Below are 10,482 nucleotides of genomic sequence, written 5' to 3'. Positions count from 1 at the left end.
ACCGCAACGAAATTTGGCCCGGGGATAACGACGCCGGCCAAGTAGACCAAAAAGACTGTCAAAACGGCGGAACCATCAATCATGTGTTTCCTCGCGAGTCCTGTGGACGGTGTTCATTACGCAAATGAGTGTTCTAAGAGCAGGGCACTTACCTGAAATGCCAATGGTAGTCAGTTTGTTCTAGATCGATGGCAACTCAGACATCTCCACCAGCAGTTGTCCAAATGCATTGGCCGCGGGCGTCTTTCCCGTGACACTCCATATCAGTCTGAAATCAGCATCCAGCAGCGGTGGCAGGCCATGTTGGCCGTCAATGACCACCATGCCAGGCTCTAGATCGCCCAGCGGTAGAGCGGTGACGGCAAGTCCCGCCAATACCGCCGCTCTCAGTCCTTGTTGACTTGGAGAGGTAAAGGCGACCCGCCAATCTACGGTGGAACTCTCCAACGCATCTACGGCCACCTGGCGGTGCAAGCAGGGTGCTGGGGCAAACGCCAGTGGCAAAGGGGCATCGCCGGTAAATTCGAAATTCTGCGCAGCGGCCCAGACAAACCGGGTTTCGCGCAGCACGGTACCGCCGGCCTGGCTGCCCGGCAATGCCATGACCACGGCCAGATCGAGCCCGTCGGCATCAACCAGTGCGCGCAGATCGAGGTAGGTGCCGACGGTTACATCCAGGCGTACGGCGGGAAATTGTCTGGCGAACCGAGTCAGTAACGGCGGCAGGCCGTCGCCGATAAAGTTTTCTGGCACACCGAAGCGCACGGCCCCGAATACCGACGACGCTTCGAAACGTCGGGAGAGGGCGTCTTGTGCTCTGAGGATTTGTTCGGCATGGCGCAGAAAATCTTCACCATCTTCCGTCAGTGTCAAACGTCGGGTAGTGCGTACCAATAGCGTGGTACCGACCTGTTCTTCCAAACGCCGGATCTGATGACTGATCGCTGACTGGCTCAAATGCAGCCGCTCTGCGGCACGAGTGAAACTACCGGTGTCCTTGATCGCGACAAAAGCACGCAACAGAGCTGGGTCGAAGTCCATTAAGTCAACTCATGACGAATATTAATAAAACCTACGAAATTAAATCATTTCTGTCATTTTTTAATTGCTTCCAGAATGCGGCCGGTCACTTGGACTTGTGCCGGGTGACGCTGGCGAGGCTATCGCGTCTCTACTCCTGACGGCGTTCAGAGCGGTCTTGCCAGTGCCCATCAACTTGATCTGGAAGATCACGATGCAGTTCTCTTCTTCGCAAAAGGATATTTTCACCATCGCCGCCGTGTGCCTGGCGTCGCTGATGTTCGGCTTGGAAATCTCGAGCGTGCCGGCAATCCTGCCGACTCTTGAATCGGTTCTGCACAGCGATTTCAAAGATATGCAGTGGATCATGAATGCCTACACCATCGCCTGCACCACGGTGCTGATGGCCACCGGCACATTGGCGGATCGGTATGGGCGCAAGCGAGTGTTTGTCATCAGCCTGGTGCTTTTCGGCATTACCTCACTGGGCTGTGGATGGGCACAAAGCGCCAGTGTGTTGATCGCAAACCGTTTCCTGCAAGGTATGTCCGGTGGTGCCATGCTGATCTGTCAGGTGGCCGTGCTGTCTCACCGGTTCCAGTCGGGAGTTGCGCGCGGAAAAGCGTTCAGTGCCTGGGGAATCGTGTTCGGTATCGGTTTGGGGTTTGGCCCGATAATCGGCGCCGTTATCGTGGCGTTGTCGAGTTGGGAATGGGTGTTTCTGGTGCATGCGCCCATTGCCGTGCTCGCGCTGGTGCTGGTGATCGCCGGTGTCGATGAGTCACGTGATCCGCAGCGTCGCAGGCTGGATGTGTTGGGCATTATTTCGCTGTCACTGGCAGTGTTTGGCCTTTCCTGGTTCATCACCCAGGGCGCGGGGGAGGGTTTCTCCAGCGGTTCGGCCATCACTTGTCTGGTTGTGGCAATGCTCAGCTTTATCGTCTTTGTCGTTGCGCAGCGACGCTATGTCGATCCGATGTTCGACTTCTCGGTATTGCGCATCCGTCGCTTCTCGGGTGCCTTGCTAGGGTCGGCAGGCATGAACTTCAGCTTCTGGCCGTTCATGATTTACCTGCCGCTGTACTTTCAAAATAGCCTGGGCTACGCCAGTGTCGGCACCGGTCTGGCACTGCTGGCCTATACGCTGCCGACGCTGGTTGTTCCCCCGTTAGGTGAACGGCTGGCGCTGCGCTATCGACCTGACGTGGTGATTCCCGCAGGTTTGTTCACCATAGGATTGGGGTTCCTGCTGATGAAATGGGGCAGCAGTGTCGCGCACGCCAGCTGGCTGACGATGCTTCCAGGCTGTCTGATCGCCGGAATCGGACTGGGGCTGACCAATACACCTGTGACCAATACCACCACCGGATCGGTGCCCAGTGAACGTGCCGGCATGGCATCGGGCATCGATATCAGCGCTCGCATGATCAGCCTTGCAATCAATATCGCGCTGATGGGATTCATCTTGGTGGAAGGTATCCTGTCTTCCCTGCGCAACCAGTTGTCTGGCTCGCCCGATGATGGGCAACTGAGATGGCTGGCGGAGAATATTTCGGCCGGCAACTCTGCCGTGTTGGTGCCGACTGGCCAAGGGATCACGATTCCGGTCGATGTCGCCAACGCAGCTTTGGCGCATGGGTTTGGCTGGGTGATGCTGTATGGCGGTATTGCTGCATGGGTGCTGGTGGTGGCAAGTTACCTGGTCTTTCGTTCGAGCAAAGCCGTTCATTCTCACCGCTGACTGTCATTCGAAGGACTGCTTCTGGCCGTTATCCATCTGATGCAAAAGCCAGTTGTCCCTGACCATGCAACCGAGCCGATGCGCTCGACTATCGGTCCAGTAGAGGTGCCAACAGCGCACACATGCCGCGCCAGTGCGAACCCTCCCAGTAAATCCGTTGGCAGGCGTCACAGCGCAGGAAGTGCGAATAGAGGACGCCAACGCGTGGCGGCACTTGCGGCCGGGCCAGTTCCGGGCTGATCTCGTGTAGCGGCAGGTTGCAATGGAGGCACAGGCTGAAGGGGCGCGCGCTACGCGCCAGGTCGAGGCGCTCGTACAATTCGCGCAGCTGCAGCGACGGTTTCAGGGCATGCACGTAACAGCCGTGGCTGATGATCCGCCGCTTGAGCAGTTCGCGGTCGCGGGTTAGCACGATGCGTCCTTGCTGCGCGGCGATTTCGGCGATCTCGGCATCGTCGAAGCCATTGTCGTAGAGGGTGTCGAAGCCGCTCATGCGCAGCAGACTGGCCAATCCGCCAAGGTGCGCATCAGCGACGAAGCGCAGCACCCGTAAAGGTTGCGTACGAACCTTGAGCAACGGACTGATGTCCAGCGCTTCGAACTTGGGATACACCGCCAACCGGTCACCGTCGAAGATCACCCGCTCGAAGCCCACCGACTCGCCATTGAGCAGCACCATCTCGACCTCGGTGTGCGGTATCCCGAGCGCCTCGATCATGTGCTTGACCGTCGCCCCTCGCGCGCACTCGCAAGTAAAGGACTGCCGCCGTCGCTCGGCCGGCAGGAAATCGTTGAGCTCCTCGTAGAAGCGGAAAGTTGCACGGGTCATGCTGAACAGTATGGCAGGGCTGCAGGAAGAATGAGTTCAGCTGCTCAGTAGAGGGCGGGAGGGATGGATTATCAGGTTGAGCCAGCGCCTTCGAGCAACCCAGCGGTCGCTCGAAGGCGCTCCGGTTACTTCAGGTTGCCGCTGAGGAATTGCTGCAGGCGCTCGCTCTTGGGGTTGCCCAATACGTCCTCGGGCGCACCTTGCTCTTCGACCCGCCCCTGGTGCAGGAACAGCACCTGGTTCGACACTTTTCGCGCAAAGCTCATTTCGTGGGTCACCATGATCATGGTGCGGCCTTCTTCGGCCAGCCCCTGGATCACCTTGAGCACTTCGCCCACCAGTTCCGGGTCCAGGGCTGACGTCGGCTCGTCGAACAGCATGATCTCCGGTTCCATGCTCAGGGCACGGGCAATGGCGACCCGTTGCTGCTGACCACCCGAGAGAAACGCCGGGTATTGATCAGCAACCCGTGCCGGCAAACCGACCTTGTCCAGGTAGCGCCGGGCGCGATCCTCTGCGTCCTTCTTGCTGACACCCAGCACCCGGCGTGGAGCCATGGTGATGTTTTCCAGCACCGTCATGTGGCTCCACAGGTTGAAGTGCTGGAATACCATCGCCAGGCGAGTGCGGATGCGTTGCAGTTCGTTGGCATCGGCCACGCGCATGCCGTGGCGGTCATGGACCATTCGAATCGGCTGGTTGTCCAGACTCATGGCGCCGTCGTTGGGTGTTTCCAGGAAGTTGATGCAACGCAGAAAGGTGCTCTTGCCCGAACCACTGGCGCCGATCAGGCTGATCACATCGCCGGTCCTGGCGTTCAGCGAAACGCCCTTGAGGACTTCATGGTTGCCGTAACTTTTGTGCAGGTTTTCAACGGTCAGTTTGTACATGAACAAGCATCCTGAATTAGTGAGCCGGGCCGAGGAAAGACAACCAACGGCGTTCAGCCAGGCGGAACAGGCCGACCAGGGAGAACGTGACTGCCAGGTAGATCAACGCGGCGAGGCCGAACGATTGGAAGGTCAGGAAGGTCGCCGAGTTGGCGTCCCGCGCGACTTTCAGGATGTCCGGGATGGTCGCGGTGAAGGCTACGGTGGTCGAGTGCAGCATCAGAATCACTTCGTTGCTGTAGTAAGGCAGCGAGCGACGCAGGGCGGACGGCATGATCACGTAGGTGTACAGCTTCCAGCCGGTCAGCCCGTAGGCTTTGGCCGCTTCGACTTCACCGTGGTTCATGCTGCGAATCGCCCCGGCGAAGATCTCCGTGGTGTAGGCGCAGGTGTTCAGGGCGAAGGCGAGGATGGTGCAGTTCATCGCGTCGCGAAAGAACGCATCCAGTACTGGCTGAGCCCGCACCGCGGCCAGGCTGTAAATGCCGGTGTAACAGATCAGCAGCTGAATATAGAGCGGCGTACCGCGAAACAGGTAGGTGTAGAACTGCACCGGCCAGCGCACCCAGACATTGCTCGAGACCCGGGCAATCGACAGCGGGATCGACATCACGAAGCCGAAGAAGATCGAAGCACTGAGCAGCCAAAGGGTCATGGCCAGCCCGGTGATGTGATTGCCGTCCTGGAACAGGAAAGGTTTCCAGTATTCCTGCAGTAGCTCGATCATCGCACGGCCTCCCGGGTGCCTGCGGCGTAGAAGATTTCCATCCGGCGCAAGACGTAGTTCGAAACGGTGGTGATCACCAGATAGATCAAGGCGGCCAGAATCAGGAAGAAGAACAACTGATAGGTGCTCTTGCCCGCGTCCTGGGCCACCTTGACCAGATCGGCCAGGCCGATGATCGACACCAGCGCGGTGGCCTTGAGGATCACCATCCAGTTATTACCGATGCCCGGCAGGGCAAAACGCATCATTTGCGGGAAGACCACCAGGCGGAAGCGCTGGGCGCGGGTCAGGCCGTAGGCGGTAGCCGCTTCCATCTGCCCTCGCGGTACGGCAAGGATGGCGCCACGGAAGGTTTCGGTGAAATAAGCCCCGTAGATGAAGCCCAGGGTAATGACCCCGGCGCTAAAGGGGTTGATCTCGACGTATTCCCATTCCATGAAGTCGGTAAACGAGGACAGCCAGGTTTGCAGGCTGTAGAAGATCAGCAGCATCAGCACCAGGTCCGGCACCCCGCGAATCAGCGTGGTGTAGGCCTGCGCAGGGACACGCAGTAGTGCCGATTTCGAAAGCTTGGCGCTGGCGCCGATCAGGCCCAGGCCAACGCTCACCAGCAAGCACAGAAAGGATAATTTGACCGTCATCCAGGAGCCTTGCAGCAACAGCGGGCCGAAACCCTTGAGGCTAAAGTCTGACAGCCCAAGAATCTGCAATAGGTTTTCTAACATTGAGCAGCCCTACGTCAATCAAAGAAGAGCCCATCCGGAAATGGGCGCAGGGTCATTATTTGTCGCTGTAGAGATTCAGATCGCCAAAGTGCTTCTGCTGGACGGCCACATAGGTGCCATTGTCGTGCAGTGCCTTGATAGCTTTGTTCAGCAAGGCCTGGAGCTCGACGTTGCCTTTGGTGAGACCCACGGCGGTCTTGGCTGGAAGGAGGGGATTTTCGACCGGCTCGCTGACTTGGAAGTCGGCGCCTGGTGGCGACTTCAGGAAGCCCAGTTCGGCTTGCAGCATGTCCTGGATCGAGGCATCGAGGCGTCCGGAGATCAAGTCAGCGTACACCTGGTCCTGGTTGGCGTAGGCCTGGGTCTCTACCCCGGCCTTGTCCAGCACGGCCTTGGCGTAGGCTTCCTGGATGGAGCCTTGCTCGTAGCCGATTTTCTTGCCCTTGAGGGAGGCCGGATCGGTGCCGATGGCCGCGCCTTTCTTGAATACCAGCGCGGTCGGGCCAGAGAACAGCTCGTTCGAGAAATCGATGACTTTCTCACGCGCCGGCGTGACGGTCATGGAAGAGATCACGCCATCGAACTTGTTGGCCTTGAGGCCGGGAATCATGCCGTCGAAGTCGCTTTCAACCCACTTGCACTTGACCTTCAGCTCCGCGCAGATCGCGTTGCCCAGGTCGATGTCGAAGCCCACCAGGCCGCCGTCGGCGGCCTTGGATTCGAACGGCGCATAAGAGGGGTCGACGCCAAAGCGCAACTCCTTGTACTCCTTGGCCAGCGCAGAACCGGCAGCCACACACAAAGCCAATGCAGAAAGAGTGAGAAATGCTTTTTTCATTATTTTATTCCCAGGGACCATCGAAAGCGCTTGTGCCGCAAGAGCGCGTGTACTGCGTTGCGAAATGTCCTATGCACACGCAAGTACTTGTACAGACAAGCATATGCAATCACCCGGCCAATTCGCCGATCGGGCGTTTGAGAAAGCGCTTACGGCGCTCTGGGATGGGCTTGGCAGGCAGGTGAACGCTGGGGGGAGGCAGCCCGCGGGGCTGTTACCTAAGCAGGTTTTTACACCGGGCTGGGGTATGCGGTAACAAAGTGTGGGTTAAGGGCGCCGACTTTCCTGGCTCAAGCCTTGACCCAACGCTGACGGCTCCAGCTACTCAATGTATCGACGGCCAAGACCAATAACAGCATCGCCAGAATAACCGTGCTGGCTTGAGCTTCCTGGAACAGGCTGAGGCTGACATAGAGCATTTGCCCCAAACCACCGGCGCCGACGAAGCCGAGCACGCTGGCCATGCGGATGTTGTTTTCCCAGCGGTACAGGATGTAGGCCAGTAGCTGTGGCAACAGGTTGGGCAGCGTGCCGTAACAGAACGCCCATACGGTATTGGCGCCCTGCAAACGGATGGCGTCGGCCGGTTCTGGTGGGGTGTTTTCCAGTGCTTCGGCGAACAACCGGCCGAGCACGCCGGTGGTGTGCAGGGCCAAGGCCAGGGTGCCGGCGTTGGGGCCGAGCCCGGCGGCCAGGACCATCAGCGCGGCCCATACCAGTTCCGGCACCGCGCGCAAGGCGTTGAGCACCAGGCGTGACGCGCTCTGCAAAGGCCAGCCGTAGCGCCCGGCTGCGGGCAATGCCAGTAACAGGCCGAACACCGCCGCGAGCAGGGTGCCAAGGGCCGACATGGCCAGGGTTTCCAGGGCGCCGTGGCCGATGGCTTGCAGATGGCCCGGGCTCAGGTCCGGGCTGAGAAAACGCTGCGCATACGCGCCCATCTGCTTCAGGTTGCCGGCGCCGCCGAGCTCGCCGAGGTCGATGCCCAGGTAGTTGAACGAGGCGATGACCGCTGCGCCGATGCACAGGAGCAGTGCCAGGTTGAACAGGCGATTCATGTCAGCCTCCAGCGCAGCAGGCGGCTGAGTTGATCGGCGAGCAGCACCAGGACGAGGAACGTCAGTAACAGACTGGCCACTTCACCACCGGCGAACATGCGCAACGACAAATCCATTTGCTGGCCCAGGCCGCCGGCTCCGACGAAGCCCATCACCACCGAGGCGCGGATTGCGCATTCCCAGCGGTACACCGTGTACGACAGCAGTTCCGCAGCGACATTGGGCAGGATTCCGTAGCAAAAGGCTGCGAGCCGACCACTGCCGGACTGCAGTAGCGCGTGTACCGGGCGCTGGTCGACCGACTCGAAAATTTCCGCATAGACCTTGCCCAACATGCCGCTGTAGGTGATGGCAATGGCCAGTACCCCGGCCGTCGGACCGAGGCCGACGGCGCGCACGAACAGCAGGGCCCAGACGATTTCCGGCACGCTGCGCAGGAAGATCAGCAAGCCGCGTATGGGCCAACGCAGCAGTTGGCCCCAATAGCTCGGGTGGCCAGCGCGGGAGGCAGCAGACAGCGACAGGGCACGACTGGCGAGCAGGCCGGCGGGAACAGCCAACAGCAACGCCAGGGCCATGCCGGCCGTGGCGATGGCCAGGGTCTGCAGGGTGGCTTGCAACAACAGCTGGATGAACTCGTCGCCATGGGCCGGTGGCCAGAAGGCGGACACGAACCGGCCCATCTCGCTCTGACTGTCACTCGCCACCAGCACACGGAGGTCCAACTCGCTGAAGCGGATGCCGGGCCACAGCAAGGCAAGGGCCAGCAGGGTGAGCAGCAGACGGGGCAGGGCGGCCGGATCGCGGGTGTCAGACGTCAGCATCGGGGGATCTGCACACTCAAGGGAGCCGGAGGAATCGGCGAGGACTGCAACTGCTCATTGGCGTAGAGCTTGTCGAGCAGCTCGCGGTCGACGGCGCTGGCCGCAAGGTCGAACAGGATCTGTCCATCACGCAAGCCGATGATGCGCGAAAAGTGCGCCAGGGCCAGCTCCACCGCGTGCAGGCTGGCGACCAGGGTGACGTTCTGCTCCCGGGCATGGCGGCACAGCACCGAAAGCGTGTGCTGGGCCAACACCGGGTCCATGGCCGATACCGGCTCATCGGCCAGCAACACCTCGGGCGCTTGATATAACACGCGGGCAATGCCCACGCGCTGTAGCTGTCCGCCGGACAGTTGCTGGCAATGCGCGAACAACTTGTCACTCAGGTCCAGCCTGGCCAATGCCGCGCGTGCGCCTGGAACATCCAGCGGATGCAGCAGGTTCAGCAGGCTCTTGCCCAGACCCCACTGACCCAGCTTGCCGGCCAGAACTGCGGTGACCACGCGCTGGCGGGGGGGCAGGGGAGGCGCCTGATGAATCAGACCGATACGCGCGCGCAGCCGCTGACGCTGACGGGCAGAAAGCTGCCAGACACGCTCGCCGAGCACCTGCAGCTCGCCGTTGCCCGGTCGCAGGGCGGTGGCCAACAGGTTGAGCAGGCTCGACTTACCCGCGCCGGACGGGCCGATGATCGCGACCTGTTCGCGTGCACCGATGTGCAAATCCACGCCACGCAGCGCCTGGACACCGTTGGCGTGGGTAAGGCTGACCTGGGTCAGATGCAATGTCATTTGAGCAGTTCGGCGGCGCGTGCGGCTTCCTCGATGCCCTTGTAGTTCTCAGGCTTGGTTTCGATGAAGCGGCTGGCGGCCTGCAGGTCCAGAATCTCCTTGTCCCTCGGGTTCGCCGGATCGAGCGCCAGGAACGCAGCCTTTATCTTGGCCGCCAGCGCCGGGTCGAGGGTTCCGCGCACCGTCCAGTTGTAGTCGAAGTACGCAGGGGTGGTCGAAAACACTTTGACCTTGGTGGTATCGACCTTGCCGGCGGCGACCAGTTTTTCCCACACGCTGGCGTTGAGCACCCCGGCGTCGACCTTGCCAGCCTGGACCCAGGCAACGGTGGCGTCATGGGCACCGGAGTACCCCACGCGGCTAAAGTACGTTTCCGGCTTGATGCCCTCCTTGAGCATGAAGTAGCGCGGCATGAGACTGCCGGAAGTCGAGGACACCGAGCCGAAGGCAAAGGTCTTGCCCTTGAGATCGGCGAGGGACTTGACGGCTGGGTCGGCGGTGATGAATTTGCTGGTGAATTGGGCGTCCTGTTCACGCTGCACCAACGGAATGGCATTGCCGGTTTTCAGGCGTGCCTGCACGAACGTAAAGCCGCCCAGCCAGGCCAGATCGATGCGATCGGTAGCCAGCGCCTCGACCACCGCCGGATAGTCACTCACGGGCACGAACTCGACCTTCATGCCCAATTGTTGTTCCAGATAGGCGCCAAGCGGCTTGAACTTGCGCAGCAGTTCGGTCGGGGCCTCATCAGGAATCGCGCTGACTTTCAGGGTCTCGGCGGCTTGCGCCAGCAGGGTGCAAAAAGACAAGGACAAGCCGACGGCCAGTGCCAGGGTACGCTTGAGCATGGAACATCTCCGGTGCATTTACGAAAGAATGTCGAGGCGCCTGGCACAAGGTGATTGCTGCGTGGCGCTTTGTGAGGGTAGCCGAAATGGAGCGAAATTGACTGCTTTTGGGCTATTGCGGTTTATTGCGAAGGGCGGCATACGACCCATAGCGGCCAGTCGGCAGCTAGCAGGTGAAATCCGCTGAGAGG

11 protein-coding genes and 1 pseudogene are annotated in these 10,482 nt (G+C 60.3%); 1 reads left to right on the top strand and 11 read right to left on the bottom strand.

All coding sequences use genetic code 11. The annotated features are described in order from the left end of the window. Positions 1–83, bottom strand: a pseudogene (locus AC07VO_RS26990) (LysE family translocator); the annotation flags it as partial. Positions 84–180: 97 nt separating this feature from the next. Continuing rightward, positions 181–1,041, bottom strand: a complete 861-nt coding sequence (locus tag AC07VO_RS26985; RefSeq protein ID WP_086944921.1) for a LysR family transcriptional regulator — start codon at positions 1,039–1,041, stop codon at positions 181–183. A gap of 193 nt (positions 1,042–1,234) precedes the next feature. Between AC07VO_RS26985 and AC07VO_RS26980 the strand changes: the two genes are divergently transcribed. Further along, complete coding sequence (locus tag AC07VO_RS26980) at positions 1,235–2,761, top strand: MFS transporter (RefSeq protein WP_086944920.1); 1,527 nt, start codon at positions 1,235–1,237, stop codon at positions 2,759–2,761. An 88-nt stretch (positions 2,762–2,849) separates the two neighbouring features. Here the strand turns inward: AC07VO_RS26980 and AC07VO_RS26975 are convergent, their stop codons facing one another. From AC07VO_RS26975 to AC07VO_RS26935, 9 genes are all read right to left on the bottom strand, one after another. Further along, entirely contained in the window at positions 2,850–3,590 is a 741-nt protein-coding gene (locus AC07VO_RS26975; protein WP_018925635.1) for a Mut7-C RNAse domain-containing protein, read from the bottom strand. Between the two features lie 125 nt (positions 3,591–3,715). Beyond that, a complete protein-coding gene (locus AC07VO_RS26970) occupies positions 3,716–4,480 on the bottom strand; it encodes an ABC transporter ATP-binding protein (RefSeq protein WP_018925636.1) in 765 nt (254 codons plus the stop codon). Positions 4,481–4,496: 16 nt separating this feature from the next. After that, positions 4,497–5,207, bottom strand: coding sequence for an ABC transporter permease (locus tag AC07VO_RS26965; RefSeq protein WP_064618600.1), 711 nt, complete (start codon positions 5,205–5,207; stop codon positions 4,497–4,499). Further along, entirely contained in the window at positions 5,204–5,932 is a 729-nt protein-coding gene (locus AC07VO_RS26960) for an ABC transporter permease (protein ID WP_018925638.1), read from the bottom strand. Before AC07VO_RS26960 ends, AC07VO_RS26965 begins: the two co-directional genes overlap by 4 nt. Before the next feature lie 55 nt (positions 5,933–5,987). After that, entirely contained in the window at positions 5,988–6,770 is a 783-nt protein-coding gene (locus AC07VO_RS26955; RefSeq protein WP_086944919.1) for a transporter substrate-binding domain-containing protein, read from the bottom strand. A 290-nt stretch (positions 6,771–7,060) separates the two neighbouring features. Next, complete coding sequence (gene phnE, locus AC07VO_RS26950) at positions 7,061–7,828, bottom strand: phosphonate ABC transporter, permease protein PhnE (protein WP_086944918.1); 768 nt, start codon at positions 7,826–7,828, stop codon at positions 7,061–7,063. Further along, positions 7,825–8,652, bottom strand: coding sequence for a phosphonate ABC transporter, permease protein PhnE (gene phnE, locus AC07VO_RS26945; protein WP_018925641.1), 828 nt, complete (start codon positions 8,650–8,652; stop codon positions 7,825–7,827). The genes phnE (AC07VO_RS26950) and phnE (AC07VO_RS26945) overlap by 4 nt, the downstream gene beginning before the upstream one ends. Then, positions 8,646–9,443: a phosphonate ABC transporter ATP-binding protein gene (locus tag AC07VO_RS26940; protein WP_019648578.1), complete on the bottom strand. Its 798-nt coding sequence runs from the start codon at positions 9,441–9,443 to the stop codon at positions 8,646–8,648. Before AC07VO_RS26940 ends, phnE (AC07VO_RS26945) begins: the two co-directional genes overlap by 7 nt. Continuing rightward, positions 9,440–10,291: a putative selenate ABC transporter substrate-binding protein gene (locus tag AC07VO_RS26935; protein ID WP_018925643.1), complete on the bottom strand. Its 852-nt coding sequence runs from the start codon at positions 10,289–10,291 to the stop codon at positions 9,440–9,442. Before AC07VO_RS26935 ends, AC07VO_RS26940 begins: the two co-directional genes overlap by 4 nt. Positions 10,292–10,482 lie beyond the last annotated feature (191 nt).

This window comes from Pseudomonas sp. GW821-FHT03E01 (assembly GCF_059420765.1).
The sequence above is the reverse complement of the archived record's forward strand: the minus strand, read 5'-3'. Positions and strand labels throughout refer to the sequence as shown.

Bases quoted from the DNA above. Each gene is read 5' to 3' on its own strand.
- AC07VO_RS26935 (WP_018925643.1), bottom strand. From the start codon at position 10,291: ATGCTCAAGCGTACCCTGGCACTGGCCGTCGGCTTGTCCTTGTCTTTT.
- phnE (WP_086944918.1), bottom strand. From the start codon at position 7,828: ATGAATCGCCTGTTCAACCTGGCACTGCTCCTGTGCATCGGCGCAGCG.
- AC07VO_RS26975 (WP_018925635.1), bottom strand. From the start codon at position 3,590: ATGACCCGTGCAACTTTCCGCTTCTACGAGGAGCTCAACGATTTCCTG.
- AC07VO_RS26965 (WP_064618600.1), bottom strand. From the start codon at position 5,207: ATGATCGAGCTACTGCAGGAATACTGGAAACCTTTCCTGTTCCAGGAC.
- phnE (WP_018925641.1), bottom strand. From the start codon at position 8,652: ATGCTGACGTCTGACACCCGCGATCCGGCCGCCCTGCCCCGTCTGCTG.
- AC07VO_RS26985 (WP_086944921.1), bottom strand. From the start codon at position 1,041: ATGGACTTCGACCCAGCTCTGTTGCGTGCTTTTGTCGCGATCAAGGAC.
- AC07VO_RS26970 (WP_018925636.1), bottom strand. From the start codon at position 4,480: ATGTACAAACTGACCGTTGAAAACCTGCACAAAAGTTACGGCAACCAT.
- AC07VO_RS26980 (WP_086944920.1), top strand. From the start codon at position 1,235: ATGCAGTTCTCTTCTTCGCAAAAGGATATTTTCACCATCGCCGCCGTG.
- AC07VO_RS26960 (WP_018925638.1), bottom strand. From the start codon at position 5,932: ATGTTAGAAAACCTATTGCAGATTCTTGGGCTGTCAGACTTTAGCCTC.
- AC07VO_RS26940 (WP_019648578.1), bottom strand. From the start codon at position 9,443: ATGACATTGCATCTGACCCAGGTCAGCCTTACCCACGCCAACGGTGTC.
- AC07VO_RS26955 (WP_086944919.1), bottom strand. From the start codon at position 6,770: ATGAAAAAAGCATTTCTCACTCTTTCTGCATTGGCTTTGTGTGTGGCT.